Origin of the sequence: Streptomyces fructofermentans (assembly GCF_014651055.1) — a bacterium.
GTDB lineage: Bacteria > Actinomycetota > Actinomycetes > Streptomycetales > Streptomycetaceae > Streptomyces > Streptomyces fructofermentans.
On sequence record NZ_BMWD01000007.1, the window covers coordinates 122,038 to 145,311 of the forward strand.

The 23,274-nt window shown below is 73.5% G+C and carries 23 protein-coding genes and 1 pseudogene; 9 read left to right on the forward strand and 15 right to left on the reverse strand.

The genetic code is table 11. The features are described 5' to 3' along the window. Window positions 1-26: 26 nt before the first annotated feature. The 5 genes from IE265_RS12365 to IE265_RS12385 form a co-directional block, all read right to left on the reverse strand. A complete protein-coding gene (locus tag IE265_RS12365) occupies window positions 27-476 on the reverse strand; it encodes a spore-associated protein (RefSeq protein WP_190035525.1) in 450 nt (149 codons plus the stop codon). Between the two features lie 134 nt (window positions 477-610). Further along, window positions 611-1,669 (reverse strand): ABC-2 membrane transporter-related protein, encoded by a 1,059-nt coding sequence (locus IE265_RS12370; protein ID WP_190035526.1) that lies wholly within the window; start codon window positions 1,667-1,669, stop codon window positions 611-613. Beyond that, window positions 1,666-2,592: an ABC transporter ATP-binding protein gene (locus IE265_RS12375; protein ID WP_229916161.1), complete on the reverse strand. Its 927-nt coding sequence runs from the start codon at window positions 2,590-2,592 to the stop codon at window positions 1,666-1,668. The genes IE265_RS12370 and IE265_RS12375 overlap by 4 nt, the downstream gene beginning before the upstream one ends. Window positions 2,593-2,639: 47 nt before the next feature. Further along, a complete protein-coding gene (locus tag IE265_RS12380; RefSeq protein WP_190035527.1) occupies window positions 2,640-3,128 on the reverse strand; it encodes a GntR family transcriptional regulator in 489 nt (162 codons plus the stop codon). A gap of 378 nt (window positions 3,129-3,506) precedes the next feature. After that, window positions 3,507-4,322 carry a YwqG family protein gene (locus IE265_RS12385; protein WP_229916142.1) on the reverse strand — a complete coding sequence of 272 codons (816 nt, stop codon included), beginning with the start codon at window positions 4,320-4,322 and terminating at the stop codon, window positions 3,507-3,509. 378 nt (window positions 4,323-4,700) lie between these two features. Between IE265_RS12385 and IE265_RS12390 the strand changes: the two genes are divergently transcribed. Next, the gene (locus tag IE265_RS12390; RefSeq protein WP_190035528.1) at window positions 4,701-5,225 is read left to right on the forward strand and encodes a serine hydrolase family protein; all 525 of its coding nucleotides are present in this window, start codon (window positions 4,701-4,703) and stop codon (window positions 5,223-5,225) included. Between the two features lie 110 nt (window positions 5,226-5,335). On the opposite strand, the gene IE265_RS12395 is transcribed toward IE265_RS12390, so the two are convergent. After that, the gene (locus IE265_RS12395; RefSeq protein WP_190035529.1) at window positions 5,336-7,198 is read right to left on the reverse strand and encodes a HEAT repeat domain-containing protein; all 1,863 of its coding nucleotides are present in this window, start codon (window positions 7,196-7,198) and stop codon (window positions 5,336-5,338) included. A gap of 13 nt (window positions 7,199-7,211) precedes the next feature. Next, window positions 7,212-7,878, reverse strand: a pseudogene (locus tag IE265_RS12400) (hypothetical protein). Between the two features lie 191 nt (window positions 7,879-8,069). On the opposite strand from IE265_RS12400, the gene IE265_RS12405 reads away from it, so the two are divergent. Together IE265_RS12405 and IE265_RS12410 are read left to right on the forward strand one after the other, a co-directional pair. Continuing rightward, on the forward strand, window positions 8,070-8,603 hold the full coding sequence (locus tag IE265_RS12405) for a GNAT family N-acetyltransferase (RefSeq protein ID WP_229916143.1): 534 nt from the start codon (window positions 8,070-8,072) through the stop codon (window positions 8,601-8,603). A gap of 175 nt (window positions 8,604-8,778) precedes the next feature. Then, window positions 8,779-9,900, forward strand: a complete 1,122-nt coding sequence (locus IE265_RS12410; RefSeq protein ID WP_190035531.1) for a helix-turn-helix transcriptional regulator — start codon at window positions 8,779-8,781, stop codon at window positions 9,898-9,900. 231 nt (window positions 9,901-10,131) lie between these two features. Here the strand turns inward: IE265_RS12410 and IE265_RS12415 are convergent, their stop codons facing one another. Both IE265_RS12415 and IE265_RS12420 read right to left on the reverse strand, forming a co-directional pair. Beyond that, window positions 10,132-10,545, reverse strand: coding sequence for a GntR family transcriptional regulator (locus IE265_RS12415; RefSeq protein WP_190035532.1), 414 nt, complete (start codon window positions 10,543-10,545; stop codon window positions 10,132-10,134). Beyond that, window positions 10,538-11,329 carry a hypothetical protein gene (locus IE265_RS12420; protein WP_190035533.1) on the reverse strand — a complete coding sequence of 264 codons (792 nt, stop codon included), beginning with the start codon at window positions 11,327-11,329 and terminating at the stop codon, window positions 10,538-10,540. The genes IE265_RS12415 and IE265_RS12420 overlap by 8 nt, the downstream gene beginning before the upstream one ends. Window positions 11,330-11,502: 173 nt before the next feature. Between IE265_RS12420 and IE265_RS12425 the strand changes: the two genes are divergently transcribed. Together IE265_RS12425 and IE265_RS12430 are read left to right on the forward strand one after the other, a co-directional pair. Next, on the forward strand, window positions 11,503-12,081 hold the full coding sequence (locus IE265_RS12425; protein ID WP_190035534.1) for a TetR/AcrR family transcriptional regulator: 579 nt from the start codon (window positions 11,503-11,505) through the stop codon (window positions 12,079-12,081). Continuing rightward, a complete protein-coding gene (locus IE265_RS12430) occupies window positions 12,078-13,514 on the forward strand; it encodes an MFS transporter (protein WP_190035535.1) in 1,437 nt (478 codons plus the stop codon). The genes IE265_RS12425 and IE265_RS12430 overlap by 4 nt, the downstream gene beginning before the upstream one ends. Before the next feature lie 57 nt (window positions 13,515-13,571). Here IE265_RS12430 and IE265_RS12435 read toward each other — a convergent pair whose 3' ends face one another. Next, window positions 13,572-14,876 carry a damage-control phosphatase ARMT1 family protein gene (locus tag IE265_RS12435; RefSeq protein WP_190035536.1) on the reverse strand — a complete coding sequence of 435 codons (1,305 nt, stop codon included), beginning with the start codon at window positions 14,874-14,876 and terminating at the stop codon, window positions 13,572-13,574. Between the two features lie 240 nt (window positions 14,877-15,116). Between IE265_RS12435 and IE265_RS12440 the strand changes: the two genes are divergently transcribed. Next, the gene (locus tag IE265_RS12440; RefSeq protein ID WP_190035695.1) at window positions 15,117-16,094 is read left to right on the forward strand and encodes a hydroxyacid dehydrogenase; all 978 of its coding nucleotides are present in this window, start codon (window positions 15,117-15,119) and stop codon (window positions 16,092-16,094) included. 135 nt (window positions 16,095-16,229) lie between these two features. Here the strand turns inward: IE265_RS12440 and IE265_RS12445 are convergent, their stop codons facing one another. Next, window positions 16,230-17,651: a S1 family peptidase gene (locus IE265_RS12445; protein WP_190035537.1), complete on the reverse strand. Its 1,422-nt coding sequence runs from the start codon at window positions 17,649-17,651 to the stop codon at window positions 16,230-16,232. Between the two features lie 458 nt (window positions 17,652-18,109). On the opposite strand from IE265_RS12445, the gene IE265_RS12450 reads away from it, so the two are divergent. Beyond that, the gene (locus tag IE265_RS12450) at window positions 18,110-19,087 is read left to right on the forward strand and encodes an alpha/beta fold hydrolase (protein WP_190035696.1); all 978 of its coding nucleotides are present in this window, start codon (window positions 18,110-18,112) and stop codon (window positions 19,085-19,087) included. A 31-nt stretch (window positions 19,088-19,118) separates the two neighbouring features. Here the strand turns inward: IE265_RS12450 and IE265_RS12455 are convergent, their stop codons facing one another. The 3 genes from IE265_RS12455 to IE265_RS12465 all read right to left on the reverse strand — a co-directional run bounded on the left by IE265_RS12455 (window position 19,119) and on the right by IE265_RS12465 (window position 21,332). After that, complete coding sequence (locus IE265_RS12455) at window positions 19,119-19,649, reverse strand: hypothetical protein (protein ID WP_190035538.1); 531 nt, start codon at window positions 19,647-19,649, stop codon at window positions 19,119-19,121. Window positions 19,650-19,936: 287 nt separating this feature from the next. Further along, entirely contained in the window at window positions 19,937-20,674 is a 738-nt protein-coding gene (locus tag IE265_RS12460; RefSeq protein ID WP_229916144.1) for a class F sortase, read from the reverse strand. Next, window positions 20,664-21,332 (reverse strand): hypothetical protein, encoded by a 669-nt coding sequence (locus IE265_RS12465; RefSeq protein WP_229916145.1) that lies wholly within the window; start codon window positions 21,330-21,332, stop codon window positions 20,664-20,666. The genes IE265_RS12460 and IE265_RS12465 overlap by 11 nt, the downstream gene beginning before the upstream one ends. Window positions 21,333-21,494: 162 nt before the next feature. On the opposite strand from IE265_RS12465, the gene IE265_RS12470 reads away from it, so the two are divergent. Then, entirely contained in the window at window positions 21,495-21,902 is a 408-nt protein-coding gene (locus IE265_RS12470) for a PPOX class F420-dependent oxidoreductase (protein ID WP_190035540.1), read from the forward strand. A 30-nt stretch (window positions 21,903-21,932) separates the two neighbouring features. Here IE265_RS12470 and IE265_RS12475 read toward each other — a convergent pair whose 3' ends face one another. Then, the gene (locus tag IE265_RS12475) at window positions 21,933-22,427 is read right to left on the reverse strand and encodes a GNAT family N-acetyltransferase (protein WP_190035541.1); all 495 of its coding nucleotides are present in this window, start codon (window positions 22,425-22,427) and stop codon (window positions 21,933-21,935) included. Between the two features lie 292 nt (window positions 22,428-22,719). Between IE265_RS12475 and IE265_RS12480 the strand changes: the two genes are divergently transcribed. Then, window positions 22,720-23,214, forward strand: coding sequence for a VOC family protein (locus IE265_RS12480; protein ID WP_190035542.1), 495 nt, complete (start codon window positions 22,720-22,722; stop codon window positions 23,212-23,214). Window positions 23,215-23,274 lie beyond the last annotated feature (60 nt).

Genomic DNA, 23,274 nt, shown 5'->3' on the forward strand with positions numbered 1-23,274 from the left:
ACGGGGGTGGCCCGGGGAGAGGTGGATCAGCGGGTGTAGGTGACCCGCTGCTCCTTGAGAGCCGCGCAGTTGGAGCCGGACACCTGCACGTACACGTTGCTGATGTGGCCGCCCCAGTTCACGCAGTGACCCTTGCCGTACACGTACGCGGGTCCCGCGTACGACGTGAACCGGCCGTAGTCCTCGGCGGCCTCGTCGGTGTCGGGGACGTGGATCCAGGTGGACATGTCCACCGCGGTGCCCGGGTTCTTGCGGATGGTCACGACGCAGTTCTCGCCGTTCGACGAGTTGTACGTCAGGTAGACGGTGCCCAGCGAGCCGACGGGAACCGAGTTCACGGTCTTGTAGGCGCTTCCACAGACCTTCTGCGGCGTGGTGTTGGGCGCCGCGGAGGCCGTCGTCGCCAGAGCGGTGGTGCCTCCCACGGCCAGGGCGGTGAGGACGGCACCCGTCAGGACGGAACGGTTGAATCTCATATTTCCCCTTTGTGATCTTTGGAGATGTTTGCTCCTGCCCGGTGTGACCCACGAGACATCGGAAGGGTTGTGCGCTGCTGTCGAAAGTCGTACCAAGTCCGTTTCGCGGTACGGGTGTTCACCTGTATGCGCGGTCAGGCGCGGTGGCGTGCCCACCAGACGGCGAATGCGGTCACGGCCGCCGTGACGGCCAGGAGCAGCCCGGCCATGACCCACTGCATCGGCCAGAAATGGGAGGCGGGGTGGTACTGCGCCCACGCGCCCACGACGTCGTGCGCCTTGAGGCACTTCGCCGAGGCGGCGGTGAAGTCCCCGCAGGCGCCGGAGGTGAAGTGGTCGCCCGAGGAGGTGAGGTAGCCCGAGTCCAGATTCCAGGCGCTGTACGACTTGTTGGGCAGGTCCGTGGGCCACGCGTTCGGGATGAGATGGCCCAGCGGGATCGGCGAACCGAAGTAGTCGGCGGTGATCCGGTCGACGGTCACCTCCCGGACGGGCCACAGGAGGGGCCGCAGCACGTTGACCCCGACCCAGCCGACGACGGCGACCGCGCAGGTGACGGCCATCGCGGCCACCGGGCGGCGCAGCACCATCCCGATCGCCGCACCGGTGACCAGGGCGAGCAGCGACAGCGCGACGGGGACGACACCGACGTTGTTGAACGGTGACTCGTACCAGTACATGCCCTTCATCAGGGTGTCCGCCGGCTGCCACCACCATGTGTACAGCGCCGCCACGGCACTGGTACCGATGAGTGTGACGAGCGCGGGAACGCCGAGCTTGAACGCGATCCAGCGGGTGCGGCTGACCGACTGCGTGCACGACAGGGCGTAGGTGCCGTTCTCCAGTTCGCGGGAGAGCAGCGGGCCGCCGAGGAAGACGCCGATCACCAGGGGGACGAAGGAGACCAGCAGGCCGGTGTAGTGCATCACGTCGTAGAAGCGGCCGCGGAAGGCGTTCACCTCCTCGCACCGGGCCTCGGGGGACTCGTAGACGCAGCCGGCGAGGTTGTGCGCGTCGATGTCGGCGACCATCCCGGAGCGCCGCGTGACGACGAAGGCGGCGAACACGGCGAGCAGCACCAACCCGGTCCAGAAGGCGGACCGGTGCTGACGCCAGATCAGCCAGGTGAGCCCGGAGAGGTGGGGGCCGCGCCGGGTCCGTACGGTGGCGGGCAGTGGGCTGGTGGCACTCACGCGGCTTCCTCACTCGCTTCGACGCGTGCGCTGGCCGTCAGCAGGGGTGTGCTGTCGGGGGCGCGCAGGTAGGCGATCAGCAGTTCTTCCAGACCGGGCTCGTGGCGGGCCCACCGGCCCGTCACGGGGCCCTGGGGGCGGATCAGGGCGGAGAAGTGCTCGCCCACCGTCTTCGTCGACACGACGATGTGGGACGCGAGATCCGGCGGACCGTCCGTCTCCCGGTGGCGGCTCGACAGCAGGGTGTGGGCCGCGAGGATCGTGTCCACCTCGCCGGCAAGCCGCACCCGGCCCCCTGTGATCATGAGGAGGTAGTCGCACACCTGGTCCATCTCGGAGACCATGTGCGTCGACATCAGCACCGTGGTGCCGTGTTCGGCCACCTCGCTCATCAGGGCGGCGGTGATCTCGTGGCGTACCAGGGGGTCGAGGTCCGACATCGGCTCGTCCAGCAGCAGGAGCCGCGGCCTCTTGCCGAAGGCGAGAGCCAGCGCGACGCGGGTGCGCTGTCCGCCGGACAGGGTGCCGACCTTGGCCGTGAACGATATGTCGCCCTGGCGGACCAGCCGTTCCGCCGTGGCGTGGTCCCAGTCCGGGTTGAGTTCCCGGCCGGCCCGCAGCATCTCCGCCACGGTGAAACCGGGGTACAGCGGCTTGCGCTGCCCCATGAACGCGACGCGGCCGCGGCTGGCCGGCGTGCTCGGCGCGTCCCCGAACACACGGAGTCGGCCGCGGGTCGGTTCCAGCAGGTCGGCGGCGAGGGAGAGCAGGGTCGTCTTGCCCGCGCCGTTCGGCCCCACGAGGGCGCAGATCCGACCGGCGGGGAGCCGGAAGTCGCAGTCCCGCAACGCCCAGTGCTTGCGGAACCTGTGCCCCAGCCCTCGGGCTTCGAGCGCCGGCGCCCCGTCGTCCGCCGCGGCGATTCGTCCGGGTCCGTCGTCCGGACCAAATGGTCGGTGTGCCGGTTCGTTCACCCTGCGTCCTCCGTACTCGTGCGCTGTGTGTCGTTCGTCTCCCGGGGTGCCGCGACGCCCCGGACCGGTGCAGGAGCCCCGCGTTCCGGGCGGGGCGCCGGGGTTGGGCCGCCGTACCGCTCCTCCGTGAGAGCCGTGAACAGGGCGCTCACGTCGTCCTGGTCGAGTCCGGCCGCGTGCGCCCCGCGCAGCCACTCGCGCAGTTCCTCGCCCAGCGCGGAACCCGCGGCCGCCTCCGGCCGCGAGAGCGAGCGGACCACGAAGGTCCCCGCTCCCCGTCGCGACTCGACGAGCCCCTCCTGCTCCAGCTCCCGGTAGGCCTTGTGCACGGTGTTGGGATTGATCGCGGTGGCGGCCACGACCTCCCGTGCCGTGGGCAGCCGGCTCCCCACGGACAGCACGCCCATCCGCATCGCCTGCTTGGTCTGCCGGACGATCTGCATGTGAGCGGTCACGCCACTGCGACGGTCGATGCGGAACTGCATCCCGGGACACCTTCTACTAGTGAACTAGTGGAAGCAGTCTGGAGACTGATTCACACGATGTCAAACCACACCGTGTGATGACGTCCCGGTCGCCCGCCCCGGCGGGGTCGCGGGCGGCGCCGCCGCCTCGTCACGCGTGCCGTGCCGCGTGAAGTCGCGAAGATTCACCCATTTCATGCCGTATGGGCGCCTGTTCGTGGGCGCGATGGGAGCAGGGGCTGACGAGGGCGGCGGTTGGCGGGTGAGGCAGGCGGCGTGTAGGCGGGGTGACGGCGGGGCGGGCGAGGGTGAAGAGTGGAGGGGCGTGAAATCACACTGTTGTGATGTGCTCGGGGTCCGGTACGACCCCGCCAGGTCCGCCCGCCCCGGCGAGAGGGTTCAGCACTGCTGCTCGAAGCGCAGGGCGGCGTACTTCCGGGCGGCGATGTCCGTCCTGGTGCCCACGATCAGGTTCATGGTGAACACGTCGTGGTCGATCGCCTGCCCGGCCATCTGCGCGAGGAGTACGAGATCGCCCTCGTCCGGTGCCATGTCCCACGGGTCGGAGAACCCGCCGAGCTGCACGCCGACCCCAGGGCGGGTGCCACCGCAGAGCGCGTCCAGGACGGCTCTCTCGAAGTTGTCCAGCACGTCCTCCGCCGTGGTCCCTCCCGCGCCTTCCTGGCCGGCGACGCCCGCGTCGCCGGCCAGGAAGGCGCGGGTCGCAGGGGCCTCCCGCCAGTCGCTGCGGCAAGTCTGTCCCGTCAGGGGGTAGAGGCTGCGCGGCTCGTAGACGGTGGCCCGCACGGTGTCGCCGTCGAGCTCGTACGTCGCGGAGTGCTCGGTGGTGGGTACTCCCGCGGGGACGTGCAGCACGACGGACGAGTCCGGCTCGTACTCGATCTCGGTGAAGAACAACAGGTGTCCGTCGGCGGGCAGTTCGATGTCCAGGACCTCGCGGGGCAGCATGGCGCAGTCGACGCTCAGGACGAGCGGCCCGCCGTGCCGGGGCCGGTCCGTCCCGTCCGGCAGCGCGGGGAGCCCGCCGGTCCGTGCCGCCGGGCGGGCGTTCTCCCGTCGGGACAGGGGGACTTCGTCGTACGGCACGAGGTGGACGCACGGCCGGGACCGGGCGATGAACTCCTGGGCCACGGGACCGGGAACGCCGTGCTCGGCGGCCGTCGCGCGGACGAGCTGCTCGTCGATCGGTGTCATGGCCGCGATCGTGCCATCCGTCACTGACAGAGTCCTCCCCGCGTCCCGGGACGGCATCCCAGGCACCCGCGTCCTTCGCAGGTCAACAGGGGTGGGACGGTCCCACCGTTGCAGGTGCGGCGGCAACGCTGGCCCCGGGTCACGGGCGTCCCCGAAGCTCTGGGTGTCGCCCCGAACGAGGCGCGACGACCGCCCCGGAGGCACCACGCCACCGCGACAACTCGGCACGGCAGCAGGCTTTTTGCCCGATCGGGCACTCGGGCCCGCATGCCGTGGCATCGGACCGCGACCGGGGTGGCGACCACCACGGCAGGCGCACCCGGCCCGGAGCCGGACCTGCCGGAAGCAACCACACGGACCCAGAAGAGGGAAACCCACATGAGCAGCAAGTCCTCCACACCCCGTCGCCCGGGCCGCCGCGCGATGGTCGCCGCCGGCCTCGTACTGGCGGTCGGACTCGGGGTGTCGACCCAGGTGTCGGCGCAGGCGTCCGTCCAGGCCCCCGCGAAGGCGTCCGCCGCCGCGCAGCGGACGGTCAGCGGCACCACGGGACAGGCGGAGACCCGGGTCGCCGACTTCTACGGCGCGTACATCGACGCCAAGGGCGACTACGAGGCCCCGGACGCCACGCTGGCCAAGGCGCTCCGCAAGCACTACCTGACGACCGACTTCGCCGAGCGGCTGGCGCTCTGGGAGGAGCAGAACGGGGTGGACGGCGTCCTGCGCGCGCAGAACGTCCCGGCGAAGTGGACCGTGAGCGACAACGGCGCCGCGGGCAACGGCCGCGAGGTCGTCGTCACCCTCACCTACGGCAGCGGGGGGACGACGCAGAAGATCAAGCTCTTCGTGCTGGTGGAGCGGTACAACCGCATCGCGGACATCGCGACGACGACCGGCCGCTGACGGCGGAACCCCCTCCATGTCCGGCCCGCCTCGCTCGGGGCTGGCCGGACACGCCTTCAAGTCGTCGCGACTACAATGAATGTGACGAGCCCTCAGCAGCCACGATCGGCTCACGGACCGCTTCGGCACGTCCCGACCGGGCCGTGATCCGCACACGCGAGGGCCTGCTCGACCAGGCCGCGCAGCTCTTCGTCCTGGAGGACCATCGGGTATCCGCCGTCCGCGGACAGACGGCGTTCCGAATCGCGCACGACCGTCAGCGCGGCCCGGATCGCGGGGCTGATCCCGTCCATCCGGACCAGGGCCGGCAGGGCTTCCCGGAAGAAGCCGAAGCCGTCACCGCCGTCGGCGATCGGGAGGACGAACTCCTCCAGGACCCGCATGCTCGGTTCGGCCCGACCGGTGATCTCCCAGAGTGCGATCGCCGAGGTGAGCCGCGGCCAGTGCGTGGTCCGCTCCATCACGTCCCGGACGGAGTCCGCGTACGGTGCCGCGTCGCGGCCGAACCCGGCGAGGGACCCGATCGGCCCGTACCCCGGTGGCTCCGCCGTCCTGACCGCCTCGCCCACGGTCCTCAGAGCCGCCTCGCGGTCTCCGCTCCCGCACGGGGCCGTCCGGGGGAGACCGGGCGGGGCGGGCGGCGGAGCCTCCACGCCCCAGGCATCCAGTACCTCCAGGAAGACGCGGGCGGCGCGCCCCTGGACGCCGCCCCGCCCGATCGCCTCGCGCATCGCGGGCAGCAGGACGTCCGCACGCGCGCGCAGCGGGATCAGCACGTCCCTTGCCTCCGGCCGTCGCGGTTCACCGATGACATAGCCCCGGCCCTGCTCCTCCTCCTGTGCGTGGAGCTGCTCGATCAGCCCCGGCAGCGCGCGCGGGTCGTCGATCCGGGCCAGCGCCCATCGCGCGTACTCCCGGACCGTTCCGTCGAGGTACTCGTCCGCCGCGTCGTCGTCGAGCAGTTCGGCGAGCCGGTCCGCGTACGGGGCGGAGGCCCGGCCCAGCGCGGCCAGGATGTTCGCCGCCCGCAGCCGCACGGCACCGTCCGGGTCGGTCAACAGGCTTCCCGCGAGCGGCAGTAGGGCGGCCTCCGCCGAGCGCCGCTCGGTGAGGACGTGCCACGCCGCGTCCAGTGCCTCCCGGCACAGCGGCGCGTCGCCGGACACCTGGGCGCCCGAGGCCAGCCGCACGGCGAAGGCGAGTTCGGCGCCGGGCTCGTGCCGGAGCAGCCAGGACGTCGACCGGACCACGTCCTCGCGGGTCCAGTGTCCCTCGACGGCCGGGTCGTACCAGACCTCTTCGAAGCGTGGTCGCAGCGCGAGGTCGGAGAACACCTCGATCAGCCGGTCCAACCGCCGTACCGGCAGCCCCGGGTCGAGTCCCGCCGATGCGTGCACGGCCGCGACCCACAGCACCGGGTCGTCGCTTTCCGGCACCTCGGCGAGCACCGCTCGCGCCCGGTCCACCGCTCGTGTGCCGCCGGTCCCGGACGCGGCCGCCGCGCCGATGGCCAGCAGCAGGGGCACTCGTACCGCCGGGTCCGTCTCGGTCCGCCACCTGGCAAGCAGCCGCACCAGGCCGACCGGCATCGCGGTCGCCGCCCTCCGCACCGCCGGATCGGGGTCCCCGAGCAGCGCCCACGCCCCCGACCAGTCCTCGCCGGCCAGGGCGGGCGCCCACATCGAGGCCAGGACGTCGACGAGTTCGGTCCGCGCGCCCATGGCGGAGTCGGCTGCGAGGGCGATCACGAACGGCAGGGCGGCGGCCGCCGCGGGCGGTGTGTCGTCCCCGTCCCGGGTGACGAGCGAGTGGAGCGGGTGGCAGTGCTCCTCCTTCGCCTCCGGGCCCGCCGAGACGAGCCGGCGAAGCGCACGCGGCACGTCCTGGACCGGATCGGCCGGGCCGCCGGCCCCGAGCCGGTCCCACGCCACGGCGTTCAGCGCCTCCAGCAACTTTCCCGCTTCCACAACCACGTTCACCACCCGGTCAGATCCAGTGCAGACAGTGTGGGGTGCGCTCGGTGCGCTCGGTGCGCTCGGTGCGCTCGGTGCGGAAGAGGGCGTCGGCGAGAGCAGCCGCCCCGGGATGGTGGGCCCGTATGTGTCCGGCACGCACGAGGGTGCTCGGAGGTGGTGCCGCCGACGTGGACGGAGCCCAGGTCGTGTCCGAGCAGGAAACGGGCAGGCGCCGTCGAGACGGTGTCGCCGGCGGCCACGGTCTCGTCGACGGTCAAGGTCCCGCCGTCGCCGAGCGAGTGGCCGGCGTACCCGTCCGGGACGCAGTCGGCGTCCCGGTGGACGGCGACGTGGTGCGGTGCCCGTGAGACCGGGGGCTGCCCCGCGCGCAGGGCCCACCAGCGGTGCGGCCGGGCGAGCGCGCCGGGGCGCGCACGGCGGTACCCGTTGTGGACCTCCTTGCCGCAGTCGGCACGGCGCAGTACCTCGATCGAGCCCTTGCCCGGTCCGCCGTACGGGTCGGCCGTGCCGACGGGCCGTCCGTCCTCGGTCGGTGCGAGCAGACGGCGGTCGATCTCGAGCGCCGACCACCGGAGCCCGCCGACGTCGACCGGAGTCTCGGGGAAGGGCCCGAACGCCGAATGGACCGCGTCGACGAAGACATCAAGATCCTCATCGGTCGTGGAACGAATCTCCATCGCGGCCCTCGACTCCTCGGCCTACGGCACCACACGCGTGGTGTCCGGCCACAGTGCAGCCCCGACTCGTGCCGAGGGCAAGCGAATTACGGCTTCGCGACCTGCACGGGCCCCACTGGCCGCGCGGACCCAACCGACCCTGGCCCCACAGGTCCGGCCGATGGCACGATCACCACGTGGTCGGACACCCGGTGACCTTGCGCAGAATCGAGCTCGCGGACTGGCGGGCCGTCCATTCCTGGGCCTCCCTCGGCGAGGTCTGCCGCTTCCAGACCTGGGGGCCGAACACCGAGGAGCAGACGCGTGCGTTCGTGGAGACCGCCGTCGAGGCCTGGGCGCACTCGCCCAGGCAGCGGTTCGCCTACGCGGCTCGTGTCGAGGGACGTGTGGTCGGCATGGGGGAGCTGCGCGTCCGCGACCGGGGGCAGCGTCAGGGCGAGATCGTCTATGCCGTGCATCCCCGGGTCTGGGGACGGGGCGTCGGTACGGCCATCGGCGAGGAACTCCTCGTGCGAGGGTTCGAGGACCTCGGACTCCACCGCGTCCATGCCACCTGCGACCCGCGGAACCTCGGGTCGGCCCGGGTGCTCCGCAGACTCGGCATGACCTGGGAAGGGCGTCACCGGCACACCGCGCTGCTCCGGGACGGCTGGCGGGACTCCGAGGTGTTCAGCATCCTGGAGGACGAGTGGCGGGCGAGGAACGGCCCGGACGCCGACGGGTAGCCGGGCGGGCCCTGCCGGTCGAGCGGGGATGTCAGGCCGCGGGCCGGCGTGACCGGAGGGACGGCCTCCGGGGTGGTGCCCTCCACCTGCCGACTGGTCGGACGTGACCTTCGCGCGGGCGCTCCGGGCGGACCCCGGCGAGGCGCGGCGGCCGGCCGCCGGACACCATGGACCCATGCCCAAGACCTCGGCGCGCCTGCTGTCGCTGCTCTCCCTGCTCCAGTCGCGCCGGGACTGGTCGGGACACGCGCTGGCCGAACGGCTGGAGGTCAGCGCGCGTACCGTCCGCCGTGACGTCGACCGCCTGCGCGAACTCGGCTACCCGATCCACGCCGTGAAGGGGCCGGACGGCGGCTACCGCCTCGGCGCCGGTACGGAGTTGCCGCCCCTGCTGTTCGACGACGAGCAGGCCGTGGCCGTCACCGTCGCCCTCCGCACGGCGGCACTGACCGGGGCCGGCATCGGAGAAGCTGCCGAGCGCGCGCTGAGCACGGTCCGGCAGGTCATGCCCGCGAGGCTGCGCCACCGCGTGGACACTCTGCGGGTCACCGCCGTGGAGCGCCCGGGCCCCCGGCCGGACCCGCAGGTCGACCCGCGGCTCCTGCTGACGCTCGGCGCGGCCGTCCGCGCCCGCGAAGTACTGCGCTTCGACCATGCCTCCGTGCCTCGGCCTGCGGCAGACGGCACCTCCCCACGTCAGGAAGCCCCCGGCGCCCGGGACGTCCTTGGCACGCCCGGCACCCGGGAGGCCCCCGAACCCGCGAAGGCCCCGGAGGAGCCCCCCGTGCTGCCCGCGACCGGACCGCGCCGCGTCGAACCGCACCACCTGGTGACGCTGGGCGGCCGCTGGTACCTCGTCGCCTGGGACCTCGACCGCGACGACTGGCGCGTCTTCCGTGTGGACCGGATCACCCCGCGTACGCCGAACGGCCCGCGGTTCACCCCGCGCGAGGTGCCCGGCGGTGATGTCGCGGCCTTCGTCACCAGCCGGTTCCGGGGGTCGGACGGCACCGGCGGCTGGCCCTGCCGGGGCGAGGTGGTGCTCGATCTGCCGGCGGCCGTCGTCGCCGGCCACACCCGCGACGGGGTCGTGGAGGAACTCGGCCCCCACCGCTGCCGGCTCGCCCTGGGCGCCTGGTCGTGGCCCGCGCTCGCCGCCGCCATCGGCGCGTTCGACGCCGACATCCACGTCATCGGGCCACCCGAACTCAGGGCCGCTTTCGGGCAGTTGGCCCGTCGTTACGCCGGGGCCGCCGCGGAGGAACCCACGTCGCCGCCCCGCGCCTTCGACGCCTGAGCACGGCATGTCCCGGTCCGGCATGCCCGGTTGGCCTTCCCGGGCCCGCCGTGTGCGCCGCTCGGGTCGGCCCCAGGGCCTCCGGCTCACCCGTGACCCTTGCGCACGTCATCCCGGAGCGCCGGCCGGACGGATGAGCCGGAGCGGAAGGATGAGCCGGACCGGACGGATGAGCCCGGTCGGCCCGGTCGGTCCCACCTGCCCGGTCGGCCTCATCGGCCCCAGTGCGTCCTACCGGCCGTCCGCAGTGGTGCCGGGGGAGGCGGGCCCCGGGTCCAGGGCGTCGCGGACGGCGGTCAGGATGTCCTCCGTGTCCGCGCCGAGGGCCCGCGCGGCCGAGGTGAAGTCACGTGCGAGCGTGGCGAGTTGGTCCGTGTCGAGCGCGTGGGGCTCGGACGGGAGCGCTGCGACCCGGGTGCCCGCACCCCGCCGGGTGCGGATGAGCTCGGCGGCCTCCAACTCGCGGTAGGCGCGCGCCACCGTGCCGGGCGCCAGGTTGAGGTCGGCGGCGAGCTGGCGCACGGTCGGCAGGCGTTCGCCCTCCGTGAGCCAGCCGGTGAGGATCAGCGCGGCCAGTTGGGCGCGGATCTGCTCGTACGGCGGTACCTGGCTCGTGGTGTCGACGCGGACGGCGGGGTCACTCATCGTCGAACGACCCGTCGTCGGCGTGGTCGTCGACGGCCCGGGGCGCCGCGACGGTGACCAGGGACCAGCCGAAGGTGAACAGGCTCAGCAGCCCCAAGGGGCAGATCGCCACGATGGTGACCACTCCGGGCGGGCCCGCGCAGGCGCCGTCCGTCAGCGCGACGAAGATCATCAGTACGACGAGCAGGAGTTGGCTCGACACCAGGAGTCCCCAGGCTCCGGTAATCGCCCAGGCGCGGGTGTGGCGCTGCTGGTCGTCGCCCGGGCCGTGGGCGATACGGCGAAGGGCCCAGACGCAGACGGGGGTCGCGACCGCGAGGGCGGCGAACATCGGGCCGCTGTAGTAGAGGCCGGGCCACGGGCCGAGGGGTGTGGGCATCCCTCCGCAGGTGACGGTGAGGACGCGGCCCGCGCCGCCCGCCCGCCCCGGGCCGGAGGAGGCCGTGGTGGCGCCGATCACCAGCAGGGCGACCAGGGAGGTCGCCTGCAGGACGAGCAGGGGCGCCATGCGGGGCGGCACCTGGTCCCGCACCAGGCGCGGGGCCAGACTCGCGGTCCGTACCGCCTCCTGCGGGCGCAGGGTCAGTGCGTCGCCGAGCAGGACACCGCCCACCGCGCACAGGCCGAACGCGGTGATGGCGAACACGAGGGGCGTCGTGATGTCCCCGCTGCGCATCGTGACCAACTGCTGGGCGGCCACCATGCCGATACCCAGTCCGGACCAGCGCGCGTAGTGGTCGGCGTGCTCGAGGAACCGGGACTGGAGCGGAACGGTGTCGAGCATGTGGAGATCCCCCCAGATCATCTTGTATCAAGTGGTGGGTACAAGGTGCCCTGGCCGGGATCTTGTGTCAAGCCGTCGATACAAGGTTGCGCGCGAGGGATGCCCTCCGTTGCCGAGAGGGCCTTCGCATGCGCTGGTAGACACTGTCTACTACTGCCTGGTAGACAGTGTCCATGGATGAACAGGAGCAGGGGCTCAGAGCTCGACTGGTGTCCGTCGGCGTGGAGTTGGTGCACCAGGAGGGCGCGCAGGCCCTGACGCTGCGGGAGATCGCCCGCAGGGCGGGGGTCTCCCACGGCGCCCCGCGCCGATACTTCCCGACCCATCTGGAACTGCTCTCGGCGATCGCCCGGGAGGGCTTCGGCGAGCTGGGGGCCGAGGTCGAGGAGGCGGTGCGCGACGACACGGGCAGCCCACGCGACCGGATCGCCGCGCTGGCGGGGGTCTACGTCCGCTTCGCGCTCTCCCGCCGGGGCATGTACGAGCTGATGTTCCGCCACGACCTCCTGGAGAGCAACGGCCTGGGCCTGCGCGGGACCAGCCTGCCGCTCTTCGAGGGCCTCGTGGCGCTGGTGCGCGCGGCGCGCCCCGACGCCCGGGCACCCGAGGTGGCGGGCGCCCTCTGGGCCAACCTGCACGGCATCGCCCAGCTGTGGGGTTGGGGCAGCCTCCAGCTCGCGACGGGAGCCGGAGACGTGGACCCGCTCGTACGGGCCGCCCTGGACGCACACCTCGGTCCGGAGCCCCGGTGAACCCGGTTCGCGCCCGGCGGGTCACGCTCGCCGCCGGCATCGTCGGAGCCGTCCTGGTGGCCCTCGACGGGACCGTCCTGACGGTCGCCCAACCCGCCCTGCGCAGGGACTTCGACGCCTCGTTCGTCCAGGTGCAGTGGACCACCACCGGCTACCTCATCGCCGTGGCGAGCCTGCTCGTCCTCTCCGGGCGCCTCGGCGACCGCTACGGCCACAGCCGCGTGTTCGCGCTCGGCGTCCTCGGCTTCGGCCTCACCTCGGCGGCGGTCGGACTCGCCCCGGACATCGGCTGGGCCGTCGCGCTGCGCGTCGTCCAGGGAGTCTTCGGCGCACTGATGCAGCCGGCCACCCTGGGCATGCTGCGCGCCGCCTATCCGCCCGACAGGCTCGGCATGCCGATCGCCCTGCGCACCAGCGCCATCGGCGCCGCGGCCGCACTCGGCCCGCTCCTCGGCGGCGTGCTCGTCGCGGAGTTCGGCTGGCGGTCGGTCTTCTACGTGAACGTCGTCCCCGCCCTCGCGGCGGGTGCGTTCGTCCTCTCGGCGCGCCTGCCGTCCCGGACCACTGACGTGCGCCTCGACCTGCCGGGCGCCGGCCTGCTGGCCGTGACCCTGGTGTGCCTGGTCCACACGCTCGTCGCGCTCCCGGAATACGGCGTCACGGCGGCCTCCGTACTCGGACTCCTCGCCGCGACCGGCGCCTGCTGGGCCTTCGTCCGCCATGAGCGCCGTACGGCCGAACCGCTCGTCCCGCCGGGCGTGTTCCGCTCGACCGTGCTCACCTCCGCCCTCGGCACGCTGGTGGCGGTGTCGGCCGCGCTGTTCGGGACGCTGTTCCTCATCACGTACTACCTCCAGGACGTCCTGGGCCTGAACCCGCTGCACGGCAGCCTGCACGCGCTGCCGCTCGCCGTGGCGATGGTGGCCGGCGCGCCCGTGTGCGCCGTACTGCTCCGCCGGTACGGCCCGCGCGGGACCGTCACGACCGGGGCGCTCCTCGTCGCGCTCGCCGTGCTGCTGATGTCCCGCCTCGGCCCGGCGTCCGGCCCGGTGGGGATCGGAGGCTGCTTCCTCCTGCTGGGCGCCGGATTCGTCGCCGTCATGGTCACCGCGACGGCCGTCCTCGTACGGGAGGCGCCCGTGGAGTCGGCGGGAGTCACCGGAGGGCTCCAGCAGACCGCCATGAACGTGGGCCCGATGCTCGGGGTGGCCGTCGCGACGACCCTGGCCTCGTCCGACGGTTCGCGGAGGGCCGCCGCGCTGGTGGTCCTGGCCGTCGCGGCCCTGCTCGGGGCGCTGCTGGGCCGCCGGCTTCCCGCGAGGGGAAGCAGCGGGGGAGGAAGCGCCGGCGGCGGTGCCGGACGGGACCCGAGGCGGGGGAGCGCGGCCGGGGACCCCCACCGCGGTTCCGGTGCGCCCGCAGGACGCGGCTGACGCCCGGCCCGCGGCGTGCCGCGCCCCGGGTGCGGGGCCCGGCGGAACCCGGAACGGTCAGGCCCTGACCTGGATCAACGCGTGCGTCCCGCTCGTCCGCCACGCCGCCCCCGAACCCGCCGGGTCCTCGGCCGCCTCGGCGTGCAGGCGCTCCAGGGTCCCGGCCGGGAGTCCGGTCACGACGTCGCACTTCAGGGTCCGCAGCGCTGCGACCGGACCCGGGAAGTACGCGGTCACCTCGTCGAACGCGATCGTGGCGGGCCAGTGCCGATCGCCCACCAGACGACGGTAGTTGAGGTCACCCTTCATGATCGTCAGGGTGGCCGACGCGAAGTCGTCGCGGAGGTCGGCCGGCATCAGCCCGTAGCCGTGCGGCGCGCAGGAGAAGGGGTGCGCCCGCAGGACGAGCCGTCCCGCGCGCAGGGCCTGCCGCAGCCGCGCGCCCACCCGCGCCGCGGGCTCCGCCGCCCCGCTCAGCCGGTCGAGGCAGGCGAGGACGTCGGCGGTGGTCGCGTCGGAGACGTAGTAGGGGTACGGCTTGAGGTGCAGGACGACCGTGTCCGCCCGGCCCGAGCCCAGGAGGTGGTCGGCGAGCACGAGGTCGGGCAGCAGCTCGGGGCCCGCGTTGTCGGCGACGAGGCAGACCGTGCCGGGCGGTCCCGCGTCCAGGACGCCCCACAGCGCGGCCGAGTCGTCGACGACGAGCCCCGGAACCCGCTCGGCGAGTCCGCCCGACCCCGTGGACATCCGGAAACCGAGGTCCGCGCGGTTGCCCCAGAGCGAGGACAGGAGCAGGGTCCGGTCCCGCTCCGCGGCGGGCAGCCCGGGGAGCCGGTCGAGGGCCGACAGCTCGTCGTCGACCTTCGTACTCGTGAGTTCGGCCTCCTTGAACGGGGCGAAGGGGTCGATGCCCTGCCACGGCCCGGGCCCGAAGTGGCCGAGGGCGGCCAGCAGCCGCCGGTAGAAGTAGCTCTCGGCCCACAGGAACGGCACGTCCGCCCAGGGCCGCCCGTAGTGGGGCTCGTCCCGCCAGCGCTCGGCGCCCGGCTCGTCGTCGGCCAACCGCTCGACGACGCCCTCGGTGATCTCCTCCAGGAGCGCGTCCAGCGCGCGCTGAAGAGCCGGAGGATACGGAACGGCCCGCCGTACGCGCTCGATGAGGGCCGGGTGCCGTTCGTCCAGCACGCTCCGGGCGAACGAGCCCGGGGTACCTACCACGACGGGCGCGGACCCGTGCGCGGAGTCGGTGCCGTCCGCGCTCTCTGCGCTGCCGGCGCTTTCGGCGGAATCGGCACGCGCCGTACGGGCGGCGGCGGTGCCGGTGCTGTCGGAATGACCGGAGCGGGAGCTGGGGCGCGTCATGCCCTCAGTAAACCGCCCGCCCCGGCCGTACCGTGACCGTGTCGCACACCAGCCGCCCCGCTTCGCCCCGACGACCCGGGACCGCGCCCCGTACGCCGGTCGCGCTCCGCCCCGCAGCCCGCCCGCCGACCCGCCGGGGCGCTCCCGCTCCTCGGCGCCGCACGGTCCCCTCGTCAACCGCCGGAAGGAACAGCCGTGAACCACCCGACCGCCCCGCCGCTCCCGCGCACACTCCTCGCGATGTCCGCGCAGATCCACGGCATGCTCCGGACCGACCCCGCGTTCGACCGGCTGACGGAGGTCGCCACGGTCGACCCGGACCTGCTGGTCACCGACTTCGACTCGGCCGAGGCGGCCGTGCTCGCCGGAACGGAGGTCCTCTTCACCCACTGGGGCGCGCCGCGCCTGACCGAGGACGCCCTGCGGCGCATGCCCGGGCTGCGCGCGGTCGTGCACGCGGCCGGCTCCGTCAAGGCCCATGTCACCGACGCCGTGTGGCAGCGCGGCATCACCGTGTCCTCGGCCGCCGCGGCGAACGCCCTGCCCGTGGCGGAGTTCACCCTCGCCGCGATCCTCTTCGCCAACAAGCGGGTCCTCGACGTCGCGCACACCTACCGCACCGAGCGCGCGCCGATCGACCTCCTCACGTTCTACGGCGGATACGGCAACCACCGCCGCACCGTGGGCGTCGTGGGCGCCTCGCGCGTGGGCCGCCGGGTGATCGAGCTGCTCCGCCCGTTCGACCTGGACGTCCTGGTCCACGACCCGTTCCTGGCACCGAAGGACGCGGAGGCGCTCGGTGCGGAGCCCGCGGGGCTCGACGACCTGGCGCGGCGCAGTCACGTCGTGTCCGTCCACGCACCCGAACTGCCGGAGACCCGGCACATGTTCGACGACCGCCGGCTCGCGCTCATGCGGGACGGCGCGACGCTCGTCAACACCGCGCGCGGCTCTCTCGTCGACACCGGCGCGCTCACCCGTGAACTGGTGTCCGGTCGCCTCCACGCGGTCCTCGACGTCACGGACCCCGACGTCCTGCCCCCGGACTCACCGCTCCACGACCTGCCCAACGTGCTGCTCACCCCGCACATCGCCGGCTCGCTCGGCAACGAACTGGGCCGTATGACCGCGTGGGCGATCGACGAGGTCGACCGCTACGCGCGCGGACTGCCCTTCGCCCACCCGGTCGGACCGGACGAACTCTCCCGACTGGCCTGAGGGCGGGTACCGGGTTGCCGCGGACGGACGGCAGGGGCGTCCAGGTCCTGATCGCGGCCGTCCCGGACGGATCTCGACCCCGGCGGCCCGGGAGGCCGTGCCGGTCCCGGCACGTGGTCGGGCGGGGCGGGGGGATCAGCCCCAACTCTGCGAGTACTGGCTGCGATAGCGCTTGCGCCCGCGCTCCGAGCGGATGCGCAGGGCCACCAGCGCCAGCATGCTTCCCGCGATCAGGAACAGTCCCGGGCCGAGGTTCTTGTACTCGGCGACCTTGTCCAACGCGATGGTGACAGCGTCGGCGCGCTCCTCGGGAACGGTCTCCACCGAGCCCATCGCGCCGGGCAGGACGGCGCCACCGGGCTCCGCCGAGGACGAACCGGGCGGCACGGCACCGCCGTTGTCGGTGCTGCCCGCGCCGCCGCCACCGGCCGCCGGGGCGGAGGGCGTCGACCGGCCGGCCGAGGCGGGGTCAGCCGCCAGTTTCACTCCGAGCGTGTCCAGCGCCCGGGTCACCGGCTGGAAGAACGTCGTACCGCCCTTGGCGCAGTCGCCGCTGCCGCCCGAGGTGACGCCCAGGGCCAGTCCGTCGGCGAACATCGGGCCGCCGCTGTCGCCGGGCTCCGCGCACACCGTCGTCTCGATGAGCCCGGTGACGGTGCCCTGCGGGTAGTTCACCGTGGCGTTGAGTCCGGTCACGTCACCCGACTGCAGACCGGTCGTGCTGCCGCTGCGGAAGACCCGCTGGCCGACGGCGGGGTCCGCCGCGCCGGTGATCCGTACGCCCTGGCCGTTGCCGACGGCCACGATGTCGGCTCCCTTGAGCGCGGTCCCCGCGTCGTAGCGCACGAGCGAGAAGTCGCCGCCCGGGAACGAGCCCGAGACGGTGGCCCCCACCTGCCGTTCGCCCTGCTGGTCCGAGAACCACGTCGTGCCCACGGGGCCGCAGTGGCCCGCCGTCAGAATGAAGTCGGCCTGTCCGTTCGTCACGTTGAACCCGGCGGAGCACCGGCCGGAGCCCGCGAACATCGCGTCGGCCCCGTTCAGCCGGGGGGTGAACGTGCCGTCGACGCGCTCCATGCGCACCGTGGCGCCGATGCTCTTTGCCACCTCCGCCATCCGGTTCCACTCGGTGGCGGAGACAGTGCTGTCGGCGCGGACCACCACCTGGTTGGAGGTGTAGTCCATGGCCCACGAGGTGCCCGCCACACGGGGGGCGTCCTTGAGCGACTCGGTGGCCGAACGGAGGTCCCGCATCGTGTACTTCACGACCTTGGCGACCGCTCCGGCGTCGCGGACCTCGGCCGCGGCCTTCTCGTCGGTGACCGCGACCACGGGACGCCCCTCGGCGTCGATCCAGCTGCCCGCCGTGCGTGACGTGCCCAGCTCGGTGACCAGTTCCTGGCCCGTCGCGGCGGCCCGGGTCTCGGCGTTCGGGGCACTCGGTCCGCCCGGCGTCTCGCTCGCCACGGCGTGCGAGACCATCAGCCCCCCGCACACCAGTCCGCCGAGGGCGGCGAACCGCGCGATCCGCTGAACGTTCCGTCGTGCGTGCTTCATCCACGGCTCCCGTGCGACTGTCCTGACCCAGCGTCACCTCTGCGAGCGGCCCCGCGTGGGTGACGCCCTCCTTCAGTACGTGCGGTCCCACGGTCCGGTTCACCGGCCCGCCCGGCACTTCGGAGTCGGCCGGAACCCGCCGCCGGGTTCCGGCCGACATCGCCTGCCGCCGCCCGCCACCGGGCCCGCCCCCGCCCGCCCCGCCCGCCGCCGTCCGCGGCCCCATGCCCCGGCCCGTGCGGCCCCGGGTTGCCGGAACGGCAACAGCGCTCGCGCCGCGGCCACCCGGTCACGAGGATCGGAGGCAGCTTCCCGTACCAGCCCGGGCACCGGCCCGAGCACCGGTCCGGGCACCGCCCCGAAGAGCAGACCGAGTACCGGCCCGAAGGCCGGCCCGAGGAGGACACGTGACACAGGCAGCCGCCGGCCCGCGGACCCCGGAGAACGCACGGCACCGGATGGTGGACGTTCCCGGCGGCCGCGTCCACCTGGTCGAGCAGGGCACCGGACCGCTGGTCCTTCTCGTCCACGGATTCCCCGAACTGTGGCACTCCTGGCGTCACCAGCTCCCCGCGATCGCGGCGGCGGGCCACCGGGCCGTCGCCGTGGACGTCCGCGGATACGGGCGGTCCTCGGCGCCCGCCTCCGCCGAGGAGTACCGGATCGGCGCCCTCGTCGAGGACAACGTGGCGGTCGTGCGCGCGCTCGGCGAGGAGACCGCCGTGATCGTCGGGCACGACTGGGGCTCGACCATCGCGGCGGACTCGGCCCTGCTCAGGCCCGACGTGTTCACGGCGGTCGGTCTGTTCGGCGTGCCCTACGCGCCGCGGGGCGCGATCCGGCCGACCGACGCCTTCGCCCTGATGGGCGGCGACGAGGAGTTCTACGCCGCCTACTTCCAGGAGCCCGGCCGGGCGGAGGCGGAGATCGAGAAGGACGTACGGGGCTGGTTGGCGGGCTTCTACGCGACGCTCTCCGGGGACACCCGGCCGGTGTCGGGCGAGGGCGCGGCGTTCTTCGTCCCGGCGGGCGGCAGGATGGGCGACCGTTTCGTCCGGGCGCGTCCGACCTGGCTCGACGACGCGGAACTCGACTTCCTGGCAGCCGAGTTCGAACGGACCGGCCTCACCGGAGCGCTCAACCGCTACCGCAGCATGGACCGTGACTGGGAAGACCTCGCGGCATGGGAAGGAGCGCCGATCACCCAGCCGTCCCTGTTCGTGGCGGGCGCGCTCGACGCCTCCGTCGCCTGGCTGGCCGACGCCGTCGAGGCGTTCCCCGTCACCCTGCCGGGTCTGGTCGCCTCCCGTCTGATCGAGGGGAGCGGCCACTGGGTCCAGCAGGAGCGCCCCGACGAGGTGAACCGCGTACTGGTCTCATGGCTGCGCGCCCTGGAGGGGCGGACGCCGTCGACACCGCCCCGCTCCCCGCGCTGACCGATGGCACGGCAGCCGTCCCGGCGGGCCCTCAGAGCCGCGCCGAGTGCAGCGCCGTACGGGCCACGTCGACGAAGGACACGACCGACTCCCAGAAGGGGGCGAAGCAGTCGGCGAAGCGCTGACCCGCGTCCGTGTCGCCCGTGATCATCGCGTCGAGCGCCCGGTAGTGCTCGCTGGTCGAGCGGCGCAGCCGGTCGGCCGCCGCGGCGACCGCGGGCGGCCCCTCCAGGTCCGCCACCCAGACCCGCTGGCGCAGCACGGCGTACTCCCCGCGGAGCCGTACCCGCAGGTCCAGCAGGGCGGCGAGCCGCTCGTCGGCGTCGTCGATGCCGTGCGCGTCGGTGACCTTCCAGTAGAGGTCACCCATGCGCTGGGCCTGTTCGATGACGTCGACGTACGCGGAGCGGCGGGCCGCCCTGAGCCGGTCCGCCTGCACGGTGGCCGCGGCGGCGTCCGCCTGGATACGGGCGGCCCGCGCGGTGCCGTGGCTGGTCACCCAGCTCGCGAGCACCGCGGTCGCGGCGGTGAGAGCGGCCACCCACAGTGTGGCGTCACCCATTCGGTCTCGTGCCACCGAGTCCGGGCGGGCCGACCGTCAGGCCCCCAAACCGCCAAGTCCCCGTCGCTCCGGGGCCGTTCGTGTCCGTGGTCATCGTCGGAGTCTGGCACGGGAGGTGCCTGTGGCGGGCGCGTACGCCGGTGGACGATCTCCGCCGGACCGGGTCTGCGGGCCACCCCAGCAGCCCCACCGGCCTCACCCGGCCGACCGGCCTCACCCGGCCCGCCACCGCGCACGGCGGGCGCCGTGGGGCGGACGGACGGGGCGGGGGAGCCGGAGGCCTGGGCCTACGGGCGGCGCGGTGCCTCCCGGGTCGCCGTCAGATGGGCGAAGACGACGACGTTGCTGTGGTACCCGGTCCTGCGGTCGTACGCGCCGCCGCAGGTGATGAGCCGGAGCTCAGGCCGCGTCCGGATGCCGTACACCTCCGAATCGGGGAAGCGCGCCTTGTCGTAGGTGCGTACGGCGTCCACGGTGTAGACGGCGGTGCGGCCGTCCGCGCGCCGGGCCTCCACGAGCCGGCCCGGGGTCAGTGTGCGCAGTCCGGCGAAGACGGCCGGCCCGGTGCGGGTGTCCAGGTGGCCGACGACGACGGCGGTGCCCCGTTCGCCCGGCGTGGGGCCGCCCTCGTACCAGCCCACGAGTTTGGGATTGTCCACCGGTGGTGTGGTGAGCCGCCGGTCGCGGTCCAGCCGCACTCCGACGACCGGCGCCTCCAGGCCGAGCCGGGGGATGCGCAGGACCACGGCCCTGGAACGCGTGAGGGGCACGGGCGGGGTGGCCCGGGGGCGCGCGGGCGGCCGTTCGCGGACCTCGCGGCGGGGCCCGGGTTCGGTGGAGGCCGGGGGACCCGGGGACGCCTTGGCGTCCCCGGGCTCCCTCGTGGCGGCGGCGGGCCCGGGAGGCACGTCGTCGCCCGCCCACCAGACGGCGCCCCACACGAGCGAGGACGCCACCACGACGGTCCTCGTCAGGCGGTAGGCGCGCGTCCTGTACCAGGGCCTGGGCGCGCGCCTACGCGGCACCGTCGGGCCGGCGACGCAGCATCCGTACGTAGGCGAAGCCCGAGACCCCGATCAGTCCGATCGCCGCGGTGGCGCCGATCGCGGACACGCCCGGGGTCTCGGCGAGACCGCCACCGCCCGCGGGCGGGCCTCCGTTGGGCCCTCCGCCGTTCGGTCCTCCGCCGTTGGGCCCTCCGCCGTTGGGTCCGCCGGCGGGCGGCGCCTTGCAGTCGACCTTGAACACCTTCTGCTTGCCCGCCCCCAGGCCGCCCTCGATCTTCCAGGTCAGCTTGTACTGGCCGTCGGGCAGCGTCAGCAGCTCCGAGTTGCCCGCCCCGGTCGTGAGCGTCAGGTTGCCGTTGAGCGTCGCGCCGCCCCTCCTCGCGGGCTGCGGCTCGATGAGCCAGGTGACTCCCTGAACCGTGTCGAAGTTGAACGCGGCGAGATGGAACTTGCAGACCTTCGGGTCGTTGCGCTGGTCGGTGGGGGCCGTCGTCTCGGCGTGGATCTTCACGTCGCCGTTGTCCCCGGGGGCCGCGAAGGCGGTCGGCGCGGCGACCAGCGCGGTTCCCGCGAGGGCCAGTGCGGCGACGGCCGTCGCGCCGATGCGGGTCCGCGTGCCGGGGCGTACGGCCCCCGAGCCGGTGGGTGCGGGGCGGGAGTGAGGTGAGGCGGGCATACGTAGGTCCTCCGTGCGAAATGATTGTCGTACTAATGGGTTCTCGTGTGACTCTCTTTCACGATCAAGGACCGGACGCGCGGCGCATCGCTGACGAGCCGTCGGAAGATCGCCCGTACGGGCCAAGGGGCCCCTCGGCCGGCGGGGGCCTAGACTCACGGCGTGGACACAGCTTTGGAGCGGCTCGCGGCAGGCAAGTACCTACTGGTCACCAGCTACCGGAAGAACGGGACGCCCGTCGCCACGCCGGTATGGGTGGTGCGTGACGGCGAGGCGCTGGGCGTGTGGACCGTCACGGACTCCTGGAAGGTCAAGCGGATCCGCAACCGCGCCGATGTGCTCGTCGGGCCCTGCGACGTGCGCGGCAGGCCCACCGGGGACCAGGTCCCGGGCACCGCCGAGATCTGCGACGCGGACGCCACCGCGCGGTACCGGAAGCTGCTCGCCCGCAAGTACGGCGTCCTCGGCAGGATGACCCTGCTCGGCAGCCGGGTGCGGCGCGGGAGGACGGGGACGGTCGGCATCAGGGTGTCGCTGACTCCGCCGCCCGCGGGCGGGACCGACGCCTGAGGGGCCCGGGCCGCCGGAGGCGGTCGGCCGTCAGCGGCCGTCCCCCTCGGGGTCGCGCCCCGGCCGCAGCCATGCGTAGTCGACGGGCTGGCCGACATTCCAGAGCGCGGCCGACTCCCGGTCCACCGGGACGAACCCGGCGGCACGGTAGCAGGCCAGGGCCCGTTCGTTCGCGGGGTGCACCCGCATGAAGACGTCGGTGTGCCCGGCCGCGCGCGCCTCCTTCAGCAGTCCCGCGACGAGCAACCGCCCAAGTCCCGTGCCGCGGGCCCAGGGTGCCACGATGATCCGCGCGAGCTCGACCTCGTCCTCCTCGGCGTCGAACCACAACTCCCCGTAGGCGACGATCCGTTCGCCCTCCAGGAGCATCCGGGCCGTGACGTCCTCGGCCTGCGCCCACCCCGCGACGGTCCTCTCGTCCACGGGGAACTCCTTCGCCCCGCACCACATCACGGCCTCCTCCGCCGAGGCCGGCCAGCCCGCCACGGTCGCCGCGTGGACGGTGGTGAAGGGGAGAAGCTGCATGGTTCCGTCCCGTGGGGTCCAGGTGGAGGGCGGCCGGGGCGGGGCTCCCCGGCCGGGCTTCGGCAGGACCCCGGTCGGCCCCGCGACACCCGGCCGTGCGGGCCGTCCTCCCGTGCCGTCCCGCGCATTCTAGGTGCGGGGCCGCGCCGCACGCCCGCGCCGGGGCAGCCCGCCGTCCGGCCCGCTCGGCCGGGCGCGGCGGGCCTTGACCGCGGCAGGGCGGTGCCTAGAGTGGCAAGTCATTGAATGTCGAACCGCTTTCCCTTCCGTGCCACCCCACGAGGAGCCCGCGATGAGCGAGGACCTGAACGCGATCGAAGCCGAACGGGCGCGCATCCGGGACGCCTACCTGGCCCCCGGCCCGGACAGGGCGCCCAGCTCGGCCCGCGGAGTGCACCATGTGGCCCTCCTGTCCGCCGACGTCGAGCGCACCGTCCGCTTCTACCAGGAGCTCCTGGAGTTCCCGCTCACGGAGATGATCGAGAACCGCGACTACAAGGGCTCCACCCACTTCTTCTTCGACCTCGGGCACGGGAACCTGCTCGCCTTCTTCGACTTCCCCGGGCTCGACGTCGGCCCGTACGCGGAGGTCCTGGGCGGACTGCACCACCTCGCGATCTCCGTGGAGCCGTCGACCTGGCGGCGGCTGCGCGACAAGCTCACCGCCGCCGGAATCCCGTTCCAGGAGGAGAGCGGCGCCTCGATCTACCTCCGCGACCCCGACGGCACCCGCGTCGAACTGCTCGCGGACCCGCTCGGCGAGATGTACGGCTCCCACGTGCTCTGAGCGGGCAGGCAGGGCGACCGACGCCGCAGCGGCGGGGAACCAGCGGTGTCCGGTATCTGG